Here is a 22,593-nt window from a genome sequence, read left to right as displayed (position 1 = left end):
ACCGGGCGGTACTGTGCAAGTGTCGCTCTTTGTGCTGGACACTATGCGCGATCCGGCACGTGCGCGCCGGGCGCGACTGCACAATCTGTCCAGTGCGACGGCCGTGCCGGTCTCAGTGCGCACAGCCGCCCCGGGAGGACTCGCCGGGGCGGCCCGAGCCGTCAGCTCGCGCGGCGGTGGCTCCAGCCGCGGCGCCGGAGTTCGGCAATGCTCAGGGTGTGCGGGCGGCCACGGTCGTCGCAGCCGACCCAGCGGGGCCTGCCCCGGCCGGATTCCAGGACGTACGGTCGGCCGCTGGACCAGACGACGCTGCACGGTGCGGTGGGTGGATCGGTCGGCTGCGGGGTGCGGGCGGCTTCGGTGCTCATGCTGTGTGCGGCTCGTGCTTCCTGACGTGGCGGGCACGTCGGTGGCGGGTTTCGGGGACACGGGCGCAGCGAGTGCGTCCACCCGGTATTTCGGCGGCGGACCGGCTCGCGTTAACGAACCGGGCGGAGATTCCTCCGATCGATTCATGATGGCAGCACTGTGTTTCACGATGTGAACCCTGGGTTAACCGTCCATAGTGGACCCACCGGGACCCACCGGGACGCGCCGGTGCCGCGCCGGTCCCGGCCGCCGGGGCGCTGACGGGCCAGAATGGCTTCGAGAACCCTGGCGAAAGGACTCCGGTGCGCCTGTCGAAGACCGTATCCGGCGCGTGGTGCGCGGCAGTACTGCTGTTGCCGGTTTTCACCGCCTGTTCGGGGGATCCAGCTCCGCAGCCGGCGCCGTCCCCGGTACCGTCCGCAACCACCACCGCAGCCACACCGAGCACGCACACACCTCCCCCGCTGCCACCTCCGCCACCACAGACCACGGCGAAACCCACCGCCCGCCCGACGACCGCGAAGCCGTCCGCCGCGGCTGCTCCGGGCACCTGTGGCACGGTGACCGCGGCCAGCGGTCTCACCCTCTACGTCTACGACAGCCAGACCGGCGGCGTTTCGTGCGGCGAAGCACTGACCGTGGTCAAGCACTTCCACGCAGCCATCGCAGGACGCCAGGGTTCCGGCTCGAACGACGCGGTCAACGAGACCGTGGACGGCTGGCTGTGCACCTCCGGCCCGCCCGCCGCGCAGGGCGGCACCACCTGCAGCAAGGGCGAGCAGACCGTGTTCGCCGCGGTGGTGCCGGCCGAATAGCCCGGAGCCGGCGGGTCGGGGTCAGGACTTCAGGTCGGGGAAGTCCTCCTCGCGGAACTCCCCTTCGGGCCGTTGCCCCTGCTGTTCCCTGCCGCGCAGCTCGACCCGGCGGATCTTGCCGGAGATGGTCTTCGGCAGCTCGGCGAACTGCAGCCTGCGGATCCGCTTGTACGGCGCGAGGTGCTCGCGCGCGTAGGCCAGGATCGCCCGCGCGGTGCCCGCGTCCGGCTCGTGGCCCGCGCTGAGCACCACGTACGCCTTGGGCACGGCGAGCCGGATCGGGTCCGGCGCCGGCACCACCGCCGCTTCGGCGACCGCCTCGTGCTCCAGCAGCACGCTCTCCAGTTCGAACGGCGAAATCCGGTAGTCCGAGGCCTTGAACACGTCGTCGGTGCGGCCGACGTAGGTGAGGTAGCCGCGCTCGTCGACCGAGCCGACGTCACCGGTGTGGTAGTAGCCGCCGGAGAACGCGGCCGAGGTGCGCTCGTCGTCGCCGGTGTAGCCGTCCATCAGGCCGACCGGCCGGTGTGCCAGATCGAGGCAGATCTCACCCTCGGCCGCGCGTTCGCCGGTGCCCGGGTCGACCAGCGCCACGACGAATCCCGGCAGCGGGCGGCCCATCGAACCGGGCCGCACGTGCTGTCCCGGGGTGTTGGCGATCTGCACGCTGCTCTCGGTCTGCCCGAAGCCGTCGCGGATGGTCACGCCCCAGTGCTGTTCGACCTGCTCGATCACCTCGGGGTTCAGCGGCTCGCCCGCGCCGACGACCTTCGCCGGCGGGGTGCGCAGTGCGCCGAGGTCGGCCTGGATCAGCATCCGCCACACCGTCGGCGGGGCACAGAAGCTGCTCACGCGGCAGCGGTCCATCTGCGCCATCAGCGCGGCCGCGTCGAACCGCGTGTAGTTGTACAGGAACACCGTCGCTTCGGCGTTCCACGGCGCGAACACGTTGCTCCAGGCGTGTTTGGCCCACCCCGGGGACGAGATGTTGAGGTGCACGTCCCCCGGTTCCAGCCCGATCCAGTACATTGTGGACAGATGGCCGACCGGGTAGGACACCTGCGTATGCTGCACCAGCTTGGGTTTGGCGGTGGTGCCGGAGGTGAAGTAGAGCAGCAGCGGGTCGGCCGAGGAGGTGGGGCCGTCCGGGGTGAACTCCGCGGGCCCGGCGTAGGCGTCTGCGTACGGATGCCATCCGGGCACCGGCTCGCCGACCGCGATCCGGGTGTAGTCGCCTTCGACGCCGGCGAACTTCTCCGCGTCCGCCGAACGCACCACGACGTGCCGCGCCCGGCCGCGTTCCACCCGGTCGGCCAGATCGGCCGGGCCGAGCAGCGTCGATGCCGGGATGATCACCGCGCCGAGCTTGATCGCGGCCAGGATCGTCTCCCACAGCTCGCCCTGGTTGCCGAGCATCAGGATCAGCCGGTCGCCGCGCGCCACGCCGAGCCCGCGCAGCCAGTTCGCGACCCGGTCGGAGCGGGTCGCCATCTCCGGGTAGGTCCACCGGTTCTCGGTGCCGTCCTCCTCGACGATCCACAGCGCGTACCGCTGCGCGTTCGCCGGATCGCGGGCCACCACGTCGAACCAGTCCAGCGCCCAGTTGAACTCGCCGGGACGGGGCCAGGCGAAGTCGCGGTAGGCGGTGTCGTAGTCCTCCCGGTGGGCCAGCAGGTAGTCGCGGGCCTCCCGGAACACCCGGTGGCTCTCCGAAGCGCCATTGCTCACGTCGTCCTCCTCCGTCCTGCGGGACACCAGCCCGGTCGTGCCTGTTCTACTCGCCCCGGAACTCCGGCGCGCGCCGCTCCACGAAGGCCTGCACCGCCTCCTGCAGGTCCTTGCTCGGAAGGAACGCGGAATTCCACGCCGCGACGTAACGCAGTCCCTCGGCGACCTGGCGTTCGGTGTTCACCGACAGCACCTGTTTGGTGCCCTGCACGACCAGCGGCGGGTTCGCGGCGATCTCCGCGGCCAGTTCCCGTGCCCGCGCCAGCACCGCGTCCTGGTCCGGATACACGTCGTTGACCAGGCCGATCCGCTCGGCCCGCGCGGCGTCCACGTCCTTGCCGGTCAGCGCCAGCTCGCGCACGTGCCCCTCGCCGACGATCGAGGCGAGCCGCTGCAGGCTGCCGATGTCCGCGACAATCGCGACCTTCACCTCCCGCACGCTGAACGTGGCCTCCGCGCTGGCCAGCCGGATGTCGGCGGCGGTGATCACGTCCACGCCGCCGCCGATGCACCAGCCGGACACCGCCGCGATCACCGGCTTGCGGCATTCCGCGATCGAGCTGACCGCCGCCTGCAGCCGCCGGACCTCACCGTGCAGTCCGGTGCGCGGCCCGGCCAGCGCGTCGCCACCCAGCAGCGGAGCCCAGGTGCCCATCATCGCGGGCAGGTCGAGGCCGTAGGAGAAGTGCTTGCCGCTGCCGGTCAGCACGACGGCACGCACCACGGGGTCCGCATCCAGCGTGGCGAACACCAGCGGCAGCTCCCGCCAGAAGTCGGGGCCCATCGCGTTGCCCTTGCCGGGGCCGAGCAGGGTCACCTCGGCGACCGGGCCGTCCAGGCGGACCTGCAGGGACTCCAGGCCGGTGAGCGCGGCGGCGGACGGGGCGGCATCAGGTTGGGTCATGCCGGTCATCTTGACTCATCGGGTTGACACTGTGCCAACGCGGCCGCGGGATGCTTTCCTGGAGATCCACCGAACAGGCCCGTACCGGCGAAAGGCAGGTGCCCATGACCCCCGCGACCCCGGCTCCCGCGCCCGGTGAAGAGCTGCTCGCCCCGGGATCCGGCACACCGAGGCGGACCCGCCCGATCGAGCTGGCCGGTTCGTTCCGGCACGAGGGCCACCGGCTCTGCTACACCGAGTTCGGCCGCGGCGACCGCGTCGTGGTGCTGATGCACGGGATCATGTTCACCCGGCGGATGCACGCCCCGCTGGCGCGCCGGCTGGCCGGCGCGGGATTCCGCGTGGTCACCCTCGACCTGCTCGGGCACGGCGATTCGGACCGGCCGACCCAGTCCTGGCGCTATTCGATGCCCGCCTTCGGCGAGCAGGCCGTGGCGCTGCTGGACCACCTGGAGATCCCGGACGCCGTCGTCGGCGGCACCTCGCTCGGCGCGAACGTGGCGCTGGAGGTCGGCGTCGCGGCCCCGGAGCGGGCACGCGGGCTGCTGGTCGAGATGCCGGTGCTGGACAACGCGATCGTCTCCGGGCTGCTCACCTTCGCACCGCTGCTGTTCGCCGCCCGGTTCCTGCCGGTGACCGTGCGCGGGGTGGCATTCGCGGCGAACCTCGTGCCCCGTGGCAGCCAGTGGGTGGACGTGCTCACCGACACGCTGGCCCAGCAACCCGAGCCGATGGCCGCGCTGCTGCACGGTGTGCTGTTCGGCCGGATCGCACCGCCGAAGTCCGTCCGGCGCGAGATCGGCACGCCGACGCTGGTGATCGGCCACGAGGGTGACCCGATCCACCCGTTCGGCGACGCCGGCTCGCTGGCCGAGGACATGCCGCGGGCGGAGTTCGTCCGTGCCCGCAGCCCGGTCGAGCTCCGGTTCGACCCGAAGCGGCTGAGCACGGCGATCCGCGACTTCGCGTTCCGCTGCTACCCGTCCTGACCGCGGGTCAGGCCCGCCACCGGGCCGAACACGATCACCGCGGGCGGGCGCACCCCCGCGGCCGCGGCGTCGCCGGCCACCTCGGACAGCGTGGACCGCAGCGCACGCTGGGTGCGCATGGTCCCGTCCTCCACGATCGCCACCGGGCTTTCCGCCGGGCGGCCGCCCTCCAGCAGCGCTTTCGCGAACAACGGCAGTCGCTCCACGCCCATCATCAGCACGATCGTGCCGCGCATCCGGGCGAGCAGGGACCAGTCGATGAGCGAACGGTCGTCGCCGGGAGCGACGTGCCCGGACACGACCACCACTTCGTGCGCGACCCCGCGGTGCGTCACCGGCACATCGGCCACCGCAGGCACCGCGAAGGCGCTGGTGATGCCCGGCACCATGGTCACCGGCACGCCGGCCTCGGCGCACGCCTGCACCTCTTCGAAACCGCGGCCGAACAGATACGGGTCGCCGCCCTTGAGCCGGACGACGAACTTCCCTTCGCGGGCCTTCTCGATCAGCGTGCGGTTGATCACATCCTGGCTCGCCGCGCGGCCGTACGGGATCTTCGCCGCGTCCACGACCTCGACCTCGGGCGGCAGCTCGTCCAGCAGCTCCCGCGGCGCGAGCCGGTCGGCCACCACCACGTCGGCGCGGGAAAGCAGCCGACGGGCCCGTACGGTGATCAGATCGGGATCACCCGGACCGCCACCGACCAGTGCGACACCAGGCAGTTCCTGTTCCGGCGCGCGCGGCGCGCGGCCGTCGTCGACAGTGCTCGCGTGGAGACCGTCGAGGATGCTGTCGCGCACCGCCGCGGACCGCAGAGGTTCGCCGCCGGACAGCACACCGAAGAGCAATCCTCCGTGCCGGCCGGTCGCCGGGGTCACTGCGCTTCCGGACTCCCCTTGGTCCGCGCGTACGCAGAACACCCGCTCCCGCTCGGCTTCCGCGCACACGGCGGCGTTCACCTCGGCGTCGTCGGTACAGGCCAGCGCGTACCAGGCCGCGGTGAGATCGCCGTCGGCGTAACGACGCCGGTGCCAGACGAGCTCCCCGGCGTCGGCCATTGCACCGACTGACGGCGTGGTGTGCGGCGAGACCAGCTCCACCCGCGCGCCCGCGCGCAGGAGCCGCGGCAGGCGCCGTTGCGCGACCGAGCCGCCGCCGACCACCACGACGCGGCGGCCGGCGAGCTGGAGTCCGGAGAGGTAGTGCGGGTCGTCCATGCCGGGAAGTCTGCCTTCCCGCCCCGTTCGGCGCTCGAGCAGGGCGAGCGGACGATCGCCGCCGAACTTCGGTCGCCGGCCGGGTTACGCCGCACGCGGGGTCTTCCCGTGGTGGACCGGGAAGGCCCCGCGTCGCGGCCGGGCCCGTGCTCAGCCGCGAGCAGACGACGGATAGGGCAGCAACGCCATTTCGCGGGCGTTCTTGATCGCGGTGGCGACCTGTTTCTGCTGCTGTGGCGTCAAACCGGTCACCCGGCGGGCGCGGATCTTGCCGCGGTCGGAGATGAACTTCCGCAGCAGGTCGGCGTCTTTCCAGTCGACAGTGGTGATGCCGGCCACGTACAACGGGTTCACGCGGCGGCGGGCAGGACGGTCGCGGTTCGGCTTCGGCATCGCGCTCACCAGCTCGACTTCGACACGCCGGGCAGTTCGCCCTGGTGCGCCATCTGCCGCATCCTGACCCGGGAGAGCCCGAACTTCCGGAGGTACCCGCGCGGACGGCCGTCGGCGGTGTCGCGGTTGCGGATCCGGGTCTGGCTCGCATCCCGCGGCATCCGCTGCAACGCCACCACCGCGTCGGCCTTCTCCTCCGGAGACGACGCGGGCGAGGCGATCACCGCTTTGAGCGCCCGGCGCCGTTCCAGGTACCGCGCGGCGATCACCTTGCGCTGCTCGTTCTTCGCGATCTTCGACTTCTTCGCCATCAGCGTTCTTCCTTGAATTCGACGTGCTTGCGCGCCACCGGGTCGTACTTGCGCAGGACCATCCGGTCCGGATCGTTGCGGCGGTTCTTCTTGGTCACGTAGGTGTAGCCGGTGCCCGCGGTCGACCGCAGCTTGATCACCGGCCGGATGTCGGTGCTCTTCGCCATCTAGAACTTCACCCCCTTCGCCACGAGGTCGGCCACCACGGCGTCGATACCGCGCTTGTCGATCGTCTTGATGCCCTTCGCGGACACCTTCAGCCGCACCGTGCGGCCGAGGCTCGGCACGTGGTAACGGCGAGTCTGCAGATTGGGCTCCCAGCGCCGCGAGCTCCGGCGGTGGGAATGCGAAACCTGCTTGCCGTAGCCCGGCTTGCGGCCGGTGACCTGGCAGACGGCGGACACGAACCCTCCCGAGTTGGTAGTGACATTCGTTTTCATCTAGACTCGGACTGTACCCCGATCCGTCACCTGGAGTCCCAGTGCCCCAACATCCGCGTGTGCCGCTCGTGCTCGTCAGCGGTCTCGCCCCGGCCCCGAACGACGAGCTGGCCGGCCTGCTGCACGCCGGCCCCGGCACCGCCGTCGTCCACCACGACCTGCGCCAGATCGGCTCCGGCGTCGTCCGCCGCAGGCTCCGGCTCGGTCCTCGCGACGAGCTGACCGCGCTGGAACTGGCGCACGGCTGTGTGAACTGCACCCTGCGCGAGGACCTGCTGCCGCTGCTGCGCCGGCTCGCCCGGATGCCGCAGGTGCACCGGATCGTCGTCCGGCTCGACGAGGCCATGGAGCCGGAACCGGTGAGCTGGGCGATCCGGAACGTGCTGGTCGGCGACCGGCCGGTGATCGAGGACGTGGCACCCGAGGCGGTGTTCACCGTGCTCGACTGCGCCACCTGGCTCGCCGACGCGACCGGCGACGAGCTGCTTGCCGAACGCGGCCTGCAGGGCAGCCCCGAAGACGAGCGCACGCTCGCCCAGGTCGCCCTCTCGCAGGTCGAATCCGCGGACGTGCTCGTGCTTTCCGGCTCCGCGCCGGACGCCTGGTGCGCGGCCAGGTCGTCCGCGGTGCTGGACCGGGTGGCGCCGTCGGTGCCGCGGGTCGAGATCGGCCGCACCGATGCCGAAGGGCTGCTGGCCGCGGTCCCCCCGGACGCCCGCCGCGGCGCCGTCACCGATCTGCACGGCGCACTGCTGCGGGGCGCGCCGCCGCTGCAGCCCGACTGCGGGATCGAACTGCACACCTTCACCGCGCAACGGCCGTTCCACCCGGAGCGCCTGCACGAGGCGATCGACGTACTGCTCGAAGGTGTGGTCCGCACCCGTGGCCGGGCCTGGGTGGCAAGCCAGCCGGACGTCGCGTTCTGGCTCGAGTCCGCGGGCGGCGGTCTCGGCATCGGGCACGCCGGCCCGTGGCTCGCTGCACCGGACGGCCCGGACTGGGCCGAGGTCTCCCCCGAACGCCGCACGCTGGCATCGCTGCGCTGGGACCCGGTGCACGGCGATCGCGCTCAGGAACTGGTGGTCGTCACCGACCAGGCCACGCCGGAGGAGATCGACGCCGTGCTGCGCGGGGCGCTGCTCACCGACGCCGAACTGGCCGAGGGCGAGGCCGCCTGGCGCGCATACCCCGACCCGTTCGGGGACTGGCACGAGGACCCGTGCGAAGAGACCGACGAACCGGACCGGCACGTCAATGCCGCCAACGGAAATGCCGCCAACCGAAAGGACGAAACCTCGTGAAACCCGGTATCCACCCCGATTACCACCCGGTGGTGTTCAGGGACTCGTCCACCGGCGACGCGTTCCTCACCCGGTCCACGGCGACCTCCGAGCGCACCGTGGAATGGCCGGACGGCCACACCTATCCGCTGGTGGTCGTGGACATCAGCGCATGGTCGCACCCGTTCTGGACGGGCAACCAGCGGATCGTGGACTCGGCGGGCCAGGTGGAGAAGTTCCACCGCCGCTACGGACAGCGCAAGGCCGGGGGTGCGCGCTGATGGCCGTGCCGAAGCGGAAGATGTCGCGCAGCAACACCCGCAGCCGGCGGGCACAGTGGAAGGCGGCGGTACCGGACCTGGTGCCGATCGTGGTCGACGGTGAGCGGAAACTGGTTCCCCGCAAGCTGATCAAGCACTTCCAGCGGCTGCGGTGACGCCCGTCCCGGTCACTGTCCCTTCCGGATTCCTCGGGGCCGGCAAGACGACGCTGCTCAACCACATCCCCGCCCAGCGCGAGGCCTGCGGGTTGCGGTGAACGTGGTCGCCGCCCTCGTCCCGCACCGAGGAGCGGCTCGTCGAGACGACGGACGGGGTATCTGCTGCACCCGGCCCGAGGACCTGCTCGACGAGGTGGCGCGGCTGGGCCGGTTCGTGCCCGCCGCGTTCGGCCGCACCCCGCTCGCGCAGGTCCTCGGTACCGGCTGCTACGACGTCGAGCGGGCGCAGCAGGCACCGGTGTTCATCGGCGGTGGCCTCGCTGCGATCGGCGCTGACGGAATGCCTCTGCAGCACACCCGCCACCGCCGATCCGTTCCCGGTGCGGGAACGGCGCTCCCGCACGTCCACTGAGGACGGTTCCGGCTCACGGCCGCAGCACGGCGAGCCGGAACCGTCCGCCGTCCTTGGCCGCGTGGTCCACCGCGGCGCCCGCTTCGGCCAGCGGGAACTCGCTGATCTCGAACCCGCCGAGGTCCAGCAGCCCGCAGCGGGTGAGCGCGGCCAGTGCCGGCACGGCCGTGCGCGGGTACATCCAGCGGCCCCGGACCGTGACGCTGTTGCGCATGAGCCACGGGTACGGCAGCGCCAGGTCCGCCCCGCCCAGCATGCCGACGCCACCCATCAGCACCACCCGGCCGAATTCCCGGACCGTCATCGCCGGCGCGCGCACCGCAGTCGCCGGAGCGGATGGCGGCAGCAGGTCGAGCACCACATCCACCGGACCGTCCGCGGCCTGCTGCATTGCTTCGCGGTCCTCATCCTCGGTTCCGGACAGCGCCACGGTGCGGACCCGGTCGCCGAATCGCCGTGCCAATTCGGCGAGCATCGCGCGATCCCGGCCGGGCGCCACGATCCGGGCGGCGCCCATCGCCAACGCCACCGCGACCGCAGCACTGCCGAGGGCACCGGTAGCGCCGCTGATCAGGACGGTCTCGCCCGGCCGCAGGTCCGCGTCGAGCAGACCACCGTACGGGATGAGACAGACGATCAGTGCCGTCCAGCGGCCCGCGTCGGCCGGGTCGATTTCGCCGAGCGGTATCGCATTCTCGGTGGGGACCATCGTCTGCTCCGCGAACCCGCCATCGCGGAAATGCCGTTGCAGACGCGTGCCGCCCGCACCGCGGGCGCTCCAACCCTGCAACGTGATGTCCGGGGTACGAGCGTCGTCGCGCGAGCGCACCGTCGGATCGACCAGCACCCAGTCGCCGGTGCGGAGCTTCGTGGCGTCCGGGCCCACCGAGCGGACCCGCCCGACCGCACCCACACCTGGCACCACCGGCAGTTCCAGCAGATAACGGCGAGCGCCGCTGAGCACCTCGCCGGTGTAGTGCACGACCGGCGCCGCGACCACGTCCACGACCACTTCTCCGGTACCGGGCACCGGATCCGGCACCTCTTCCACCGACAGCGGTTCCCCGAATGCCTTCAACACAGCTGCTTTCACGAGCTCCTCCTTCGTCTTCCCCGATCGTCCGTCCGGCCGCGAGCGGTGCCCAGGAGTGCGTTCGTCCTAGGATTCGGGCGTCCCACCCGCGAAAGGAGCCGCGATGCGTGCCGGGATCGGCGATTTCCTGCGTTCCCGCCGGGCGAGGCTGACGCCGGAGGCAGTCGGGCTCCCCGCGCACGGACCGCGCCGCACACCGGGGCTGCGCCGGGAGGAGGTGGCCGGGCTGGCCGGAATCGGCCTCGACTGGTACATCCGGCTCGAACAGGGCAGGGCGGGCACCCCGTCGGAGGCGACAATCGCCGCGCTCGCAGGCGCGCTCCGGCTCGACGAGACCGAACGGCGGCATCTGCACGCTCTTGCCCGCGGCGGACCGCGCGCACCGTTCGAGCGCGAACAGGTGCCGGACGCGATCCGCCGGATCGTCACCGACCTGGACCGCCCGGCATACCTGACCGGACAGCGCTGGGACCTGCTCGTCTGCAACCCCGCCGCGCTCCGGCTGTTCACCGGCATCGCGGAAACCCCACCGCAGGACCGCAACCTGCTGCGGTTCCTGCTGCTCGACCCGGCCGCCCGCGAGCTCTTCGGTGCGGCATGGGCCGGGCAGGCGCAGTACGTGGTGGCACAGTTCCGAGCCGCGCACGATTCGTGGACGCCCGATCCGGCGTTCACCGGACTGGCCGCGCAGCTGGCGGAACAGTGTCCGGAGTTCGCCGGATGGTGGGACCGGCACGATGTGGCACCCGGCGGGATCGGCCGGAAGGTCCTGCACCACCCGGGTGGCACGAGCGGATGGGACTACGCAACGTTCCAGGCCAGCACCGATCCGGCCCTGCGGCTCAGCGTCTACACCCCGGCCTGAACCGGCATTTCCGGCGGATTTGCCCGTTACGCGTGAGTTGATCGAGCCGAGTTTGCCAGTCTAGGTTGGCAATCATGACGGATCGGCTGTGCGCAGAACGCCCCCGGCAGGCCCCGCGCGGGACGGGTGGACGGTGACCGCGACCGCACCTGCCCAGACCGGGCGCTACAAGTGGGTCGCACTGTCGAACACCACGCTCGGCGTGCTCATGTCGGCGCTCGACGGGTCGATCGTGATCATCTCGCTGCCCGCGATCTTCCGCGGCATCGGGCTCGATCCGCTCGCCCCGGCCAACATCGGCTACCTGCTCTGGATGATCCTCGGCTACCTGCTGGTGTCCGCGGTGCTGGTGGTGACGCTGGGCCGGCTGGGCGACATGTTCGGCCGGGTCAAGATGTACAACGTCGGGTTCGTCATCTTCAGCGTCGCCTCGGTCGCGCTCTCGTTCGACCCGTTCCACGCCGGCGGGGGCGCGCTGTGGCTGATCGGCTGGCGCGTCGTACAGGCGGTCGGCGGGGCGATGCTCACCGCGAACTCCGCGGCCATCCTGACCGACGCGTTCCCCCGTGCGCAGCGCGGCATGGCACTGGGCATCAACCAGATCACCGCGCTGGCCGGGCAGTTCCTCGGACTGGTCGCGGGCGGGCTGCTCGCCGAGATCGACTGGCGCGCGGTGTTCTGGATCAGCGTGCCGTTCGGCGTCTTCGGTGCGGTGTGGTCGATCCGCAGCCTGCGGGAGGTCAGCAGGCCGAGGGCGGCGAGGATCGACTGGGGCGGCAACGTCACCTTCGCGCTCGGCACCGCACTGCTGCTCGCCGCGATCACCTACGGGATCCAGCCCTACCACGGTGCCGCCACCGGCTGGGGCAGCCCGTGGGTGCTCGGCGGGATCGGCGCCGGGGTGCTGCTGCTGGTGGCGTTCTGCGTGATCGAGACGAAGGTCGCGGCGCCGATGTTCCAGCTGTCGCTGTTCCGCATCCGCGCGTTCAGCGCGGGCAACCTCGCCGCACTGCTCACCGCCATCGCCCGCGGCGGGCTGCAGTTCATGCTGATCATCTGGCTGCAGGGCATCTGGCTTCCGCTGCACGGTTACGACTACGAGAAGACCCCGCTGTGGGCGGGTATCTACCTGCTGCCGCTCACCGTCGGGTTCCTGATCGCCGGGCCGATCTCGGGGTACCTGTCCGACCGCTTCGGCGCGCGGCTGTTCTCCACCGGCGGGCTGGTGCTCGTGGCCGGTGCGTTCCTCGGGCTGCTCGCGTTACCGGTCGACTTCAGCTATCCGGCGTTCGCGCTCCTGCTCGTGCTCAGCGGGCTCGGCCAGGGGATGTTCTCGGCACCGAACACCTCGGCGATCATGAGCAGCGTCCCCGACCACCAGCGCGGCGTGGCCTCCGGTATGCGCTCGACGTTCCAGAACTCCGGCACGTCGCTGTCCATCGGGGTGTTCTTCTCGCTGATGATCGCCGGGCTGGCCGGTTCACTGCCGGGCACCCTGACCGGCGGGCTGCAGGCGCACGGCGTGCCCGCCGACCTGGCCGCGCACGTCGCGCAGCTGCCGCCGGTGAGCACGCTGTTCGCGGCGTTCCTCGGCAGCAATCCGGTGGCCCACCTGCTCGGGCCCGGCGCGCTGGACCGGCTCTCCCCCGCCGACGCCTCCGCCCTCACCGGCAAGGAGTTCTTCCCGCAGCTGATCTCCGGCCCGTTCCACACCGGACTCGTCACGGTCTTCACCGCCGCCGCGGTGATGGCGCTGATCGCCGCGGTCGCCTCGGTCTCGCGCGGCAAGCGGTATTTCCACCAGGACAACGAAACCTGATTCGGCTGGGCACCGTCAGGCACTCTTGGCCGCCAGTCCGGCCGGCCGCCGGTGATCTCGTCGATGCTGGGCAGCAGAGGATTCCGCCCGCACCCCACGGATCCCGGGAGCACCGCCGCTCATGCCCTATCGCGTCGGTCACGTCGCCGGCAGCCTTTCCACGCACTCCGCCAACCGGTTGCCGGTGCACGCGCCGGTCAGGTTCGCGCCGGTGGAGCCGGCCTCCACCGAGATCCCGATCGCGGGTCTCCTGAGCGGCTTCCGCACCGCGCTGCGCGGGCATCCCAAAAAGCGGCCGGGCTGAGATGTCCGACAGCGGCGGGCACCAGCAGGCCGAGGCCGAACGGCACCTCATCGGGCTGCTGACCGGTGCCTGGCGGACGCAGGCCGTTTCGGTGGCCGCGCAGCTGGGAATCGCCGACCACATCGCCGCCGGGCACCACACCGCCGCTGCCCTCGCCGAACGGGTCGGCACCGACCGGGACCGGCTGCGCAGGCTGTTGCGGCTGCTGGTTTCACTGCAGGTGGTCACCGGCGACGACGTGGCCGGGTACCGGCTGACCGGCAGCGGGGAGCTGCTGCGCACCGGCGTGCCCGGTTCGATGCGCGACCTGTGCGACATCTACGGCCGCGAGTTCTACACGGCGTGGGGTTCCGCGCGGGACGCGATCGCCGAAGGGGTCCCGGGCTTCGAGCGGGCGCACGGCCGGCCGCTCGGCGAGCACCTGCGTGCCGACGAGGACGCCAGGTCCCGTTTCCAGCGGGCGATGAACGCCGGGCAGAGCTTTCTCGACGAGGTACCGGCCCGCTTCGACTTTTCGACGGCGCACACGGTGGTCGACGTGGCAGGCGGAGCGGGACCCTGCTGGCCGGGGTGCTGCGGCGCTGTCCGGGCGTGCGCGGGATCGTGTTCGACCTGCCGCACGTGCTCCCGCTGGCCGAGCAGAACCTCGCGCAGCGCTGCCCCGGCCGGGAGTGCGAGTTCGTGCCCGGCGACATGTTCGAGTCCGTTCCGGACACCGGGGACGTGTACCTGCTCTCCCGGGTGCTGCAGGACTGGCCGGACGAGGCGTGCCTGACGGTGCTGCGCAACTGCCGCGCGGCGATGCGCCCGGGTACCACCTTGCTGGTCGTGGACCGGGTCGTACCGGACGACGGGTCGTTCGACCTCGCGCTGCTGTGGGACCTGCACCTCATGATGATGATGGGCGGCGGGCAGCGGACCGCCGCCGAGTACCGCGCGCTGTTCGAGGCGGCCGGGCTGGTTCCGGGCGAGATGCTGCCGCTGCCGCTGGACACCTACCTGCTGACCGCCACCGCCGGGCCGGATCAGCCCACGTAGTCCCTCGCGAAACCGGCGGCGTCGGCCGGGGACTGCTGCCACTTCGCCAGCCGGGCGCACTGCACCCGGTGCCGGAACTCCCGGTCTTGTCCATCCGGCCGGCACAGCAGGTCGATCATGCCGTGCGAGAACTCCTGGGTGGCCCAGGTCCGCCGGCGCACGCCGGCCGGATACTCCGCAAGACCCGTCTCGTCGCCGGACCGGATCGCGGCCACCAGTGCCGCGGCCAGATCGGCCGCGTCGGCGATCGCCAGGTTCATTCCCTTGCCGCCGAACGGGGTGATGATGTGCGCGGCGTCGCCGACCAGGAACAGCCGGCCGTACCGGGGGTGTTCGGTCACCGCGGTGCGCATGGCCAGCAGGCCGGTCTCCAGGATCGGCCCGGGACGGGGCATCGGGCCGTCCGCGACCGCGAACCGGCCGCCCAGTTCGGCCCAGATCCGCTGCTCGCTCCAGTCCGCCGGGCGGTCCGCCCGATCCACCTGGAGGTAGTACCGGGACGTCTCGCTGGTGCGCAGGGCGTGGATCGCGCAGCCGTCCGGATGCAGCGCGTACACCATGTCGCGATCCAGCGGCCGGGTCGCGGAAAGCACGGCCAGCAGGTTCGTGCGGTAGTCCTTGGTGACCATCGGCAGTTTCTCCGCGGGCACCGCCTTCCGGCACGCCCCGAGATCGCCGTCGCACCCGGCCACGAACGAGGTCCGCACACTCCCGGCAGTGCCGTCGCGATCGACGAACCGCACCATCGCGTGGTCCCCGGTCAGCCCGGTGACCTCGGTGACCGGCGTTTCGAAGCGGACGTCGCCGCCCCGGTCCAGCAACCCGGTGAGCAGATCCCGGACGAGCAGCTGCTGGGGGTACACGTAGTGCATCCGCTCGCCGGTGAACCGGCCGTAGTCCAACGTGAAGCGCTCGCCCGCGTAGCGGAACTCGCAGCGGCGGTGCGTCGTCGCCGAACGCAGCAGGCCGTCGGCCAGCCCGTGCTCGCGCAACGTGCACACCGTGCGGTACTCGACCAGCCCGGCCCTGGCCCGCTGCTCGACGTGCTCCCGGCTCGCCCGTTCCAGCACCACCACCGGGATCCCGGCCTCGTGCAGGATGCTGGCCAGCACCAGACCGGACGGCCCGGCCCCGGCCACCACGACCGGAACCTCGACACCCGCCACGCTCACACCTCGACGCAGAACTCGTCGATCGGGTAGCCGACGTGCCGGTCGGCGGTCGGCAGGTGCCCGAGCACGGCGTCACCGGGCTTGAGCTCGGTCGAGTTCAGCACCGCCGCTCCCGGGCCGAGCACCCGCACGTGCCAGTCGTCCTGCAGCAGCAGGTTCACCTCGACCCCGGACGCGGACACCGCGTCCACGCTGATCAGCGGGCGGGATTCGATCTTCACCCGGCCGACCACCACCTCCCGGGTGTTCCCGTCGGTGTCCACCGCCAGCACCTTGCTGCCCGCGCGCAGTTCGCTCAGGTAGCTGGTCCGGCCGTTCCCGACGTGGGTGTAGGACATGATCGCGCCGGCGTTCACCCGGAACGGCCGGGTCGGCATGTACGGCAGCGGATGGGTTTCGCTGACGCACAGGATCAGCGCCTTCGAATACGAACCGACCAGGATTCCCTCGTTCTTGCGCAGGTACGACGAGGTGTCCACGCACGCCCGGTCCCCCATGCCGACGTGGGTCACCTTGGTGACCGTCAGCTCCTCCAGCGTGAGGTTGTCCGTTCCGCTCGTCGCGATCCGCTGCAGCTCGGTCGCGTCACCGACTTTGCCCGCGGCGAGCAGCACACCGTCGGAACCGTGCTCCAGCACGCCGAAGATGATCCCGGCTTCCTCGATGTCCGCCGCGACGGTGACAATGCTGCCCTTGGCCCCGTGCGCCGCGGCGAGCACGATCTCCAGCGGGATCTTGGTCGGGTCACGGAAGTAGATGACCGTCCGCTGCTCGGTGCGGGCCAGCCGGCAGGCCTGCTCGAGCGTGTCGTGGTCGGCCACCTCCACGTAGACCGCCAGCGACACGTCCGGATGCCGGGCCCGCAGTTCGCCGCAGTCCACCTTCTGCGGATCGACGAGCAGCACGTCCACCGCGGCCGCGTGCTCGGCGGCCTGCTCGGCGGAATCCACCCGCAGCACCCGCTGCACGGTCGGGGGCAGCCCGTCGAGGTCGGCAACGGTGCTCGTCACCACGGCCGCCACCCGCTGGTGCACCGCTTCCTCGAGAATCGCCCTCTTCGCCCCGGCCGCATCGTCGATGTCCAGCCATACCGAGCGCATCACGACCCCTTGAGCGATTCTTCGAAACGGTTTTCCCGGGAGACCGGCAGTGCGGGGGCGGGCATTTCCCGTTCCACCGCACCGGGATTCTCCATGACCGGATGCACCACCGGGACCAGCGCGCGGAACAGGCCCGCCGGCTCCGGGTCCTCGAACAGGTTGCGGCCCACCGCGATCCCCCGCACCCCGGACCGCAGCAGCGCCGCCGACCGGGCCACGAACTCGTCCCGGCTGCCGGTCTTCGGGCCACCGGCCATGATGATCGGCACCGGGCACGACGCGACGATGTCCGCGGTCTCCGCATCGGTGCGCGCGGGCACCGTTTTCACCACGTCCGCCCCGAGATCCACGGCGACGGCCGCGGCATGTGCGATCAGATCGGCGGACTGCGGATCGGCCAGCCGGGGGCCGCGCGGGTACATCATCGCCAGCAGCGGCATGTTCCACTGGTCGCAGGCATCCGCGACCGCGGCGAGATCGCCGAGCTGGGCGGCCTCTTCGGCGGAGCCGATGTTGATGTGCACGCTCACCGCGTCCGCACCGCGCCGCAACGCCTCCACGACACTGCTCACCAGCACCTTCGCGTCCGTGTCCGGCGCGTGCATGGTCGAGGCACTGAGGTGCACGATCAGCGACATACTGCGGAAGAGCCGGTGGTCGATCGCCCGGACCCGGCCCTTGTGCAGGATCGCCCCGTCGGCCCGGTGCGCGGCCCCGGTCGCCACCAGCCGGTTGAGCCCGGCGGCATCGGCGATCGGCCCGGCCGACACCGGATGGTCCAGGGCCAGCAGGAGCAGCCGGCCGTCCCCGTGACCGAACAGGCGGTCCATCCGGATCGCCTTGCCGGCCACGAGCAAGGGGACAGAACTGGACACCTCGGATGGCCTCCCTCGGCTGCGGCTGATCGAAACGCAGGGCCCAGGCTAATAGCCCACGAGCCGGGTGCGAGGAGCTCCTGGGGATACAGGCAACAAACCTGCCCCTACACCCGGGACCACCCGTGCGAGACCGTCAAGGGGTGTACAGCGCGCCCAGGAACTCGGTGAGAAGCCGTTCACGCAAGGGTTCCGAGGCGGTCGCGAGCAGTGCGTTGATCGGAGCCATCCGCTCGGGCAGGCCGGCACCGCCGGTCAGGCCCGCGACGGCAAGCAGTCCGCGGAACTGTTCGCCGGTCAGGGTTGCCGGGTCCAGCGAGGCCACGAAGGCTGCCACGTCGGGGTCGACCGGCACCGGGCCGGCAGCTGCTGCGGAGGCGACCGAAGCCGCCAGGTCCGTCAGGAATTCCGTTTCACTGCCCCGATTCGCCGCCGTGACGGTGAGGTGCAGGTTCATCGGCGAGCTCCGGTGCGCGAACTGCGGCTGCACGTACCACCCGCGCACCTTCATCTCGTCGGCGACCGTGAACAGATCGAACCGGGCGCCCTCGGCCGTGAAAGCGATCAACGTCGATTCCGGCTTCCCCAGCACCCGCAGCCCGTCGATCGCCGCGACGCCGGAACGGATGCGGGTCACGGCTTCCCGCGTGATTTCGGCCAGGCGCAGATAACCTTCCTCGCCCAGATGATGCACCACGGCCCAGGCAGCGGCGAGCGGTCCGCCCGAGCGAGTGCTCTGCAGTGTCGGGTTCAGCATCGTGTAGCCGGGCCACGCGGCGCTCGCGAAGTAGTGCGTCCGCCGCAGTTCGGCGTCCGCGTGCAACAGCACCGAAACACCTTTCGCGCAGTACGCGTATTTGTGCAGGTCCACCGAAATGCTCGTCACGCCCGGCACGCCGAAGTCGAACCGGGGAACCGCCGCGCCCAGCTTCGCGAAGTAGGGCAGCACCCACCCGCCGATGCACGCGTCCACGTGCATGCGCACCCCGGCCGACGCGGCGGCCGCGGCGATCTCCGGAATCGGATCCACCACGCCGTGCGCATACGAAGGCGCACTCGCCACTACGAGCACAGTGGACTCGTCGATCGCTTCGGCCATCGCCGAAGGCACGGCGCGGAAGGTCTCCGGATCGACCGGAACCACGATCTTGCGCACCCCGAACAAGTGCGTGGCTTTGTGGAAAGCTGCGTGCGCGGTTTCCGGCAGCACCACCGACGGCGAAGCCACCTCCGGCCGCGCGTCCCTGGCGGCCAGCACGGCAAGAAGGCACGATTCGGTTCCGCCCGAGGTGATCGCGCCTGCCGTCGCCGCGGTACCGCCGAGCAGTCCGGCCGCCCGCGCGACGAGGTCGTTCTCCATCCGCAGCAGGCTCGGGAACGCGGTCGGGTCGAGGCCGTTGGCCGAGCTCGCCAGTGCGTGCGCGGCGGCCGCTATTTCGTCCACTTCGGACACGCCGCTGTCGTAGACGTAGGCCAGCGTGCGCCCGCCGTGCGTGGGCAGGTCACCGGAGCGCAGTTCCCGCAGCCTGGCCAGTACGTCGTTCACGACCGGCGCTCCAGCACCGAACGCCGCAGCAGCGGGATGCCCAGCACGATCAGCACCGCGGGCAGTACCGAGGAGCCGATCAGGATCGCGGTGATCGCCGAATCCGGCTGTGCGGCGGCGGAGTCCGTGCTCGACGCGTAGTCCCCCGCCTGCAGCACCAGGCCGAACAGTCCGGGTCCGAGCGCGAGCCCGAGCGTCTCGGACGCGGTCCACACGCCGGCCGTGATCCCGGCGCGGGTCTGCCCGGTGCGGGTCTCCTCGTCGCTGATCAGGTCCGGCAGGATCGCCAGCGGGAACACCGAGATCCCGGCGTAGCCGACCCCGGCCAGTGCGACGAACACCAGGGTGGCCGCGAGCGGCAGATCCTTGGCGAAGAACATCGCGACGAGGCCGACGAAGAACGACGTGGTCGCGATCCGGAACCCGGCGAGCTTGCCCCAGCGCGCGCCCAGCCGCGGCCACAACGGCATGGTCAGCAGCGCCGGGCCGACGAACGCCACGAAGATCACCGTGCGGTAGCTGGGATCGCCCAGCACATGCTGTGCGAAGTACGGGATCGCGGCCAGCACCGTGCCGATGCCGAGCGCCTGGATGAAGTAGACCCCCAGCAGCCAGCGGAACGGCCGCCACTGCGCGATGGTCCTGGCCAGCTCCTTGATCCGGACCGTGTTCGGCCGCAGCGATCCGACCGGCGCACCGCGCAGGCCGAAGTAGACCCCGAGCGTGGCGAGCAGGATGATCACGCCCATCACGAGCCCCATCACCCGGTAACCCGCCACGCCTTCGAGCAGGTCGGTGATCGCCGGCGCGCCGCCGCCGGAAACCAGGATCGCGACCGCCAGCACCCCGATCCGCACGCTGGTGAGCCTCGTGCGGTCCTCCGCGGAGTCGGTCAGCTCGGCGGGCAGCGCGTTGAACGGAACCTGGAAGAACGCGTACGCGGTGGCACACAGGAAGAACACGACCACGACGTAGGCCGCGTCCAGCACCGGCTTGCCGAACCCGGGGTGCGCGAACAGCGCCGCGAACAGGATCGCCACCCCGATCCCGCCGCGCAGCAGGTACCGTCGCCGGCTGCCGGTGCGTACCAGATCGGCGTCCGAGAGCCTGCCTGCGATCGGGTTGAACACCACGTCCCAGGCCTTCGGCACGAACACGATGACCCCGGCCGCGGCGGCGGGCACGGCCATCGTGTCGGTCAGGTACGGCAGCAGGAGCAGCCCCGGCACGGTGCCGAACGCCCCGGTGACGAACGAGCCGAGCGAGTAGCGGGTGGTCGTCCGGCGGGACAGCGTCGCCAAGGGTCCTCCTCGAGGGCGGTCCGACGAACGCATGCCTGGTCGATCTTCGCCGGTGGCCGGTAGTGGTCCGGGGGAATCGTGCCACCGTCGCGGTGCACTCCCGGTACCGGGCCGCCCGGTCCGGTCAGGACAGTGCGGCGGCCGTCCTCGCCAGCGACCCGGCGTCACCGCGCAACAGCAACGTGGTCACCAGGGTGTCCTCCCACACCGCGAGTTCCTTGCGGATCTTCTCCGGCGGGCCGATCAGCGACGTGTCCTCCACCAGCGACGTCGGGATCGCGGCCACCGCGTCCTCCTTGCGGCCCGCGAGGTAGAGCTCCTGCACGTCGTCGGCCACCCCGCCGTAGCCGAGGCGGGCGAACACGTCGTGGTGGAAGTTCACCGACTTCGCGCCCATCCCGCCGATGTAGAGCGCCAGCGCGGGCTTGATCCAGCTCGCCGCTTCCTCGACGTCGTCGTGCACGATCACCGGGACTGACGCGGCCACCTCGAAATCGGCGAGACTGCGTCGTGCGCCTTCGCGGGCGAAGCCCTCCTCCAGCGCCGCGCGGTAGAAGCTGTCGGCCTTCGGCGAGAAGAACAACGGCAGCCAGCCGTCACAGATTTCGGCGGCGAGCGCGACGTTCTTCGGCCCCTCGGCAGCGAGGTAGATCGGCAGGTCCGCGCGCAGCGGGTGCACGGTGGGCTTCAGCGGTTTGCCGAGCCCGGCCCCGCCCTGCAGCGGCAGCTGGAAGAACTGCCCGTCGAAGGTCACCGGCCCCTCGCGGGCCAGCACCTTGCGGATCACCGTCACGTATTCCCGGGTACGTGCCAGTGGTTTCGGGTACGGCTGGCCGTACCAGCCCTCCACGACCTGCGGACCGGACGCGCCGAGCCCGAGCACGAACCGGCCACCGCTGAGGTGGTCCATAGTCAGCGCGCTCATCGCGGTCGCGGTCGGCGTACGCGCGGACATCTGCACGATGTTGGTGCCGAGCGTGATCCGGCTCGTCGACGCACCTGCCCAGGCCAGCGGCGTGAACGCGTCCGAACCGTACGCCTCGGCCGACCACACCGAGTCGAACCCGAGCCGTTCGGCCTCGAGCACCGCCTCCTGCGCACCCGGGATCGGCCCGCTCCCCCAGTAACCGAGGTGAAAGCCCAGCTTCATCCAGTTCTCCTGTCACACGTCCGGCGAATAGTGCTCGGGTTTGCCGCGCTCGGCGAGCGGCGGCAGGTTCCTGCGTGGAGTCTCGACCGGTGGCGCGTCCGCGGCCGCCGTGCCACGCTCCCGCCGCCACCCCGCCCTGGCCCGCGGGTGGTAGCGCCGATCACGCGGGACGAGCGTGAACAGCGCGTTGACCAGCTGCCCGGCCCGGCGGTGCCGCCGTTCGTCACGGGCCGACCAGCGGTAGCCCAGCAGTGCGCGCACTTCCGGATCGTAGAGACCCACGGTGAGCCACACGAAACCGCGGGCGATCAGCGCCGAGACCGGCCGCCACAACGGATCCGGCAGCCACGGCAGGAACGGCGGCTTCGCGATGCCGCGCAGGTCGAGCACGTCGCGGGTCGCCTTGTTGTCCTCCAGCACCTCGGCACACATGTGCTTCCAGTAGCGCTGGAAGTCCTCCCAGGACTGCGGGACCGGCCGCATCGTCATCCGGTACATCCGCCACCAGCGCACGTGCTCGTCGAACAGCGTGCGTTTCTCCGCCTCGCCGATCCCGCCCATGAAGTGGTCGGCGATCAGGATGGTGCTGACGAAGAACGTCGAATGCGCCCAGTAGAACGTGTCCGGGTCGAGCGCGTGGTACCGGCGGCCCTTCGCGTCGACGCCCTTGATCCGGTCGTGATAGCCGCGCACCTCCAGTGCGGTGCGCGGTGCGCGCGGGCCGTCGTAGACCACGCCGCCGATCGGGTACAGCGAGCGGAACAGCCGCTGCCAGCGTTCGGCGAAGAACCGGGAGTGCTGTTCGACGCCGGCACCGAGGCCGGGGTGCATGTTCTGCATCGAACCGGCCCACAGCGCGATCAGCAGTCCCCGCCAGTCGCCGAAGTACTTCCAGGTCAACGACTCCGGCCCCAGCGGCTCCGGCACGTCCCCGGTCATCGCACCTCCTCGTGCCGGTCGGCGAACTGACTACAGCTGTTGTCAGGTTAGGATGTGACAACGGGCGTGGTCAACCTCGCCCGGTCGACTCCGA

24 protein-coding genes and 2 pseudogenes are annotated in these 22,593 nt (G+C 71.1%); 10 read left to right on the top strand and 16 right to left on the bottom strand.

Going from position 1 to position 22,593, the window contains the following annotated elements; genetic code table 11:
* Positions 1-161: 161 nt before the first annotated feature.
* The gene (locus ABD793_RS25745; RefSeq protein WP_344864387.1) at positions 162-368 is read right to left on the bottom strand and encodes a hypothetical protein; all 207 of its coding nucleotides are present in this window, start codon (positions 366-368) and stop codon (positions 162-164) included.
* 561 nt (positions 369-929) lie between these two features.
* On the opposite strand from ABD793_RS25745, the gene ABD793_RS25740 reads away from it, so the two are divergent.
* The gene (locus ABD793_RS25740; protein ID WP_344864385.1) at positions 930-1,184 is read left to right on the top strand and encodes a hypothetical protein; all 255 of its coding nucleotides are present in this window, start codon (positions 930-932) and stop codon (positions 1,182-1,184) included.
* Between the two features lie 21 nt (positions 1,185-1,205).
* On the opposite strand, the gene ABD793_RS25735 is transcribed toward ABD793_RS25740, so the two are convergent.
* Positions 1,206-2,912, bottom strand: a complete 1,707-nt coding sequence (locus ABD793_RS25735; RefSeq protein ID WP_344864383.1) for an AMP-binding protein — start codon at positions 2,910-2,912, stop codon at positions 1,206-1,208.
* A gap of 46 nt (positions 2,913-2,958) precedes the next feature.
* Positions 2,959-3,825 carry a crotonase/enoyl-CoA hydratase family protein gene (locus ABD793_RS25730; RefSeq protein ID WP_425548774.1) on the bottom strand — a complete coding sequence of 289 codons (867 nt, stop codon included), beginning with the start codon at positions 3,823-3,825 and terminating at the stop codon, positions 2,959-2,961.
* A 95-nt stretch (positions 3,826-3,920) separates the two neighbouring features.
* Between ABD793_RS25730 and ABD793_RS25725 the strand changes: the two genes are divergently transcribed.
* The gene (locus ABD793_RS25725; protein ID WP_344864379.1) at positions 3,921-4,805 is read left to right on the top strand and encodes an alpha/beta fold hydrolase; all 885 of its coding nucleotides are present in this window, start codon (positions 3,921-3,923) and stop codon (positions 4,803-4,805) included.
* Here ABD793_RS25725 and cobA read toward each other — a convergent pair.
* The 5 genes from cobA to rpmB form a co-directional block, all read right to left on the bottom strand.
* Complete coding sequence (gene cobA / locus ABD793_RS25720) at positions 4,793-6,022, bottom strand: uroporphyrinogen-III C-methyltransferase (protein WP_344864377.1); 1,230 nt, start codon at positions 6,020-6,022, stop codon at positions 4,793-4,795. The genes ABD793_RS25725 and cobA overlap by 13 nt on opposite strands.
* 150 nt (positions 6,023-6,172) lie before the next feature.
* Positions 6,173-6,424: a 30S ribosomal protein S18 gene (rpsR, locus tag ABD793_RS25715; protein WP_344864375.1), complete on the bottom strand. Its 252-nt coding sequence runs from the start codon at positions 6,422-6,424 to the stop codon at positions 6,173-6,175.
* The gene (gene rpsN / locus ABD793_RS25710; protein ID WP_344864373.1) at positions 6,421-6,726 is read right to left on the bottom strand and encodes a 30S ribosomal protein S14; all 306 of its coding nucleotides are present in this window, start codon (positions 6,724-6,726) and stop codon (positions 6,421-6,423) included. The genes rpsR and rpsN overlap by 4 nt, the downstream gene beginning before the upstream one ends.
* Entirely contained in the window at positions 6,726-6,893 is a 168-nt protein-coding gene (rpmG, locus tag ABD793_RS25705; protein ID WP_344864371.1) for a 50S ribosomal protein L33, read from the bottom strand. Before rpmG ends, rpsN begins: the two co-directional genes overlap by 1 nt.
* On the bottom strand, positions 6,894-7,130 hold the full coding sequence (gene rpmB / locus ABD793_RS25700) for a 50S ribosomal protein L28 (RefSeq protein WP_344864369.1): 237 nt from the start codon (positions 7,128-7,130) through the stop codon (positions 6,894-6,896).
* Positions 7,131-7,207: 77 nt separating this feature from the next.
* On the opposite strand from rpmB, the gene mrf reads away from it, so the two are divergent.
* From mrf to ABD793_RS42820, 4 genes and pseudogenes are all read left to right on the top strand, one after another.
* The gene (mrf, locus tag ABD793_RS25695) at positions 7,208-8,467 is read left to right on the top strand and encodes a ribosome hibernation factor-recruiting GTPase MRF (protein WP_344864367.1); all 1,260 of its coding nucleotides are present in this window, start codon (positions 7,208-7,210) and stop codon (positions 8,465-8,467) included.
* Complete coding sequence (locus tag ABD793_RS25690; protein ID WP_344864365.1) at positions 8,464-8,727, top strand: type B 50S ribosomal protein L31; 264 nt, start codon at positions 8,464-8,466, stop codon at positions 8,725-8,727. Before mrf ends, ABD793_RS25690 begins: the two co-directional genes overlap by 4 nt.
* Positions 8,727-8,882: a 50S ribosomal protein L32 gene (gene rpmF / locus ABD793_RS25685; protein ID WP_344864363.1), complete on the top strand. Its 156-nt coding sequence runs from the start codon at positions 8,727-8,729 to the stop codon at positions 8,880-8,882. The genes ABD793_RS25690 and rpmF overlap by 1 nt, the downstream gene beginning before the upstream one ends.
* A pseudogene (locus tag ABD793_RS42820) lies at positions 8,879-9,099 on the top strand (GTP-binding protein); the annotation flags it as partial. The gene rpmF and the pseudogene ABD793_RS42820, both read left to right, overlap by 4 nt.
* Before the next feature lie 211 nt (positions 9,100-9,310).
* On the opposite strand, the gene ABD793_RS25670 reads toward ABD793_RS42820, so the two are convergent.
* The gene (locus ABD793_RS25670; protein ID WP_344864357.1) at positions 9,311-10,390 is read right to left on the bottom strand and encodes an alcohol dehydrogenase catalytic domain-containing protein; all 1,080 of its coding nucleotides are present in this window, start codon (positions 10,388-10,390) and stop codon (positions 9,311-9,313) included.
* A 103-nt stretch (positions 10,391-10,493) separates the two neighbouring features.
* Between ABD793_RS25670 and ABD793_RS25665 the strand changes: the two genes are divergently transcribed.
* From ABD793_RS25665 to ABD793_RS42815, 4 genes and pseudogenes are all read left to right on the top strand, one after another.
* Positions 10,494-11,255: a helix-turn-helix transcriptional regulator gene (locus ABD793_RS25665; protein ID WP_344864355.1), complete on the top strand. Its 762-nt coding sequence runs from the start codon at positions 10,494-10,496 to the stop codon at positions 11,253-11,255.
* A gap of 133 nt (positions 11,256-11,388) precedes the next feature.
* Positions 11,389-13,074 carry an MFS transporter gene (locus ABD793_RS25660; protein WP_344864828.1) on the top strand — a complete coding sequence of 562 codons (1,686 nt, stop codon included), beginning with the start codon at positions 11,389-11,391 and terminating at the stop codon, positions 13,072-13,074.
* A 121-nt stretch (positions 13,075-13,195) separates the two neighbouring features.
* On the top strand, positions 13,196-13,378 hold the full coding sequence (locus tag ABD793_RS25655) for a hypothetical protein (protein ID WP_344864353.1): 183 nt from the start codon (positions 13,196-13,198) through the stop codon (positions 13,376-13,378).
* Between the two features lies 1 nt (position 13,379).
* Positions 13,380-14,416 (top strand): annotated as a pseudogene (locus ABD793_RS42815) (methyltransferase).
* Here the strand turns inward: ABD793_RS42815 and ABD793_RS25640 are convergent.
* The 7 genes from ABD793_RS25640 to ABD793_RS25610 all read right to left on the bottom strand — a co-directional run bounded on the left by ABD793_RS25640 (position 14,404) and on the right by ABD793_RS25610 (position 22,499).
* Positions 14,404-15,582 carry a 4-hydroxybenzoate 3-monooxygenase gene (locus ABD793_RS25640; RefSeq protein ID WP_344864349.1) on the bottom strand — a complete coding sequence of 393 codons (1,179 nt, stop codon included), beginning with the start codon at positions 15,580-15,582 and terminating at the stop codon, positions 14,404-14,406. The pseudogene ABD793_RS42815 and the gene ABD793_RS25640 overlap by 13 nt on opposite strands.
* Before the next feature lie 2 nt (positions 15,583-15,584).
* Positions 15,585-16,688 carry a 3-dehydroquinate synthase II family protein gene (locus ABD793_RS25635; RefSeq protein ID WP_344864347.1) on the bottom strand — a complete coding sequence of 368 codons (1,104 nt, stop codon included), beginning with the start codon at positions 16,686-16,688 and terminating at the stop codon, positions 15,585-15,587.
* Positions 16,688-17,563 carry a class I fructose-bisphosphate aldolase gene (locus ABD793_RS25630; protein WP_344864345.1) on the bottom strand — a complete coding sequence of 292 codons (876 nt, stop codon included), beginning with the start codon at positions 17,561-17,563 and terminating at the stop codon, positions 16,688-16,690. Before ABD793_RS25630 ends, ABD793_RS25635 begins: the two co-directional genes overlap by 1 nt.
* A 136-nt stretch (positions 17,564-17,699) precedes the next feature.
* Positions 17,700-19,109 carry a pyridoxal phosphate-dependent decarboxylase family protein gene (locus ABD793_RS25625; RefSeq protein ID WP_344864343.1) on the bottom strand — a complete coding sequence of 470 codons (1,410 nt, stop codon included), beginning with the start codon at positions 19,107-19,109 and terminating at the stop codon, positions 17,700-17,702.
* The gene (locus ABD793_RS25620; RefSeq protein ID WP_344864341.1) at positions 19,106-20,410 is read right to left on the bottom strand and encodes an MFS transporter; all 1,305 of its coding nucleotides are present in this window, start codon (positions 20,408-20,410) and stop codon (positions 19,106-19,108) included. The genes ABD793_RS25625 and ABD793_RS25620 overlap by 4 nt, the downstream gene beginning before the upstream one ends.
* Before the next feature lie 124 nt (positions 20,411-20,534).
* Positions 20,535-21,560: an LLM class F420-dependent oxidoreductase gene (locus ABD793_RS25615; RefSeq protein WP_344864339.1), complete on the bottom strand. Its 1,026-nt coding sequence runs from the start codon at positions 21,558-21,560 to the stop codon at positions 20,535-20,537.
* Between the two features lie 12 nt (positions 21,561-21,572).
* The gene (locus ABD793_RS25610; protein ID WP_344864337.1) at positions 21,573-22,499 is read right to left on the bottom strand and encodes an oxygenase MpaB family protein; all 927 of its coding nucleotides are present in this window, start codon (positions 22,497-22,499) and stop codon (positions 21,573-21,575) included.
* Positions 22,500-22,593 lie beyond the last annotated feature (94 nt).

This window comes from Amycolatopsis ultiminotia, from assembly GCF_039536925.1.
Classification (GTDB): Bacteria; Actinomycetota; Actinomycetes; order Mycobacteriales; family Pseudonocardiaceae; genus Amycolatopsis; species Amycolatopsis ultiminotia.
The sequence above is the reverse complement of the archived record's forward strand: the minus strand, read 5'-3'. Positions and strand labels throughout refer to the sequence as shown.

Excerpts from the sequence above, each read along its gene's own strand:
- ABD793_RS25745 (WP_344864387.1), bottom strand. The coding sequence starts at position 368 with ATGAGCACCGAAGCCGCCCGCACCCCGCAGCCGACCGATCCACCCACC.
- ABD793_RS25730 (WP_425548774.1), bottom strand. The coding sequence starts at position 3,825 with ATGACCGGCATGACCCAACCTGATGCCGCCCCGTCCGCCGCCGCGCTC.
- ABD793_RS25725 (WP_344864379.1), top strand. The coding sequence starts at position 3,921 with ATGACCCCCGCGACCCCGGCTCCCGCGCCCGGTGAAGAGCTGCTCGCC.
- cobA (WP_344864377.1), bottom strand. The coding sequence starts at position 6,022 with ATGGACGACCCGCACTACCTCTCCGGACTCCAGCTCGCCGGCCGCCGC.
- rpsN (WP_344864373.1), bottom strand. The coding sequence starts at position 6,726 with ATGGCGAAGAAGTCGAAGATCGCGAAGAACGAGCAGCGCAAGGTGATC.
- rpmG (WP_344864371.1), bottom strand. The coding sequence starts at position 6,893 with ATGGCGAAGAGCACCGACATCCGGCCGGTGATCAAGCTGCGGTCGACC.
- rpmF (WP_344864363.1), top strand. The coding sequence starts at position 8,727 with ATGGCCGTGCCGAAGCGGAAGATGTCGCGCAGCAACACCCGCAGCCGG.
- ABD793_RS25665 (WP_344864355.1), top strand. The coding sequence starts at position 10,494 with ATGCGTGCCGGGATCGGCGATTTCCTGCGTTCCCGCCGGGCGAGGCTG.
- ABD793_RS25655 (WP_344864353.1), top strand. The coding sequence starts at position 13,196 with ATGCCCTATCGCGTCGGTCACGTCGCCGGCAGCCTTTCCACGCACTCC.
- ABD793_RS25635 (WP_344864347.1), bottom strand. The coding sequence starts at position 16,688 with ATGCGCTCGGTATGGCTGGACATCGACGATGCGGCCGGGGCGAAGAGG.
- ABD793_RS25615 (WP_344864339.1), bottom strand. The coding sequence starts at position 21,560 with ATGAAGCTGGGCTTTCACCTCGGTTACTGGGGGAGCGGGCCGATCCCG.
- ABD793_RS25610 (WP_344864337.1), bottom strand. The coding sequence starts at position 22,499 with ATGACCGGGGACGTGCCGGAGCCGCTGGGGCCGGAGTCGTTGACCTGG.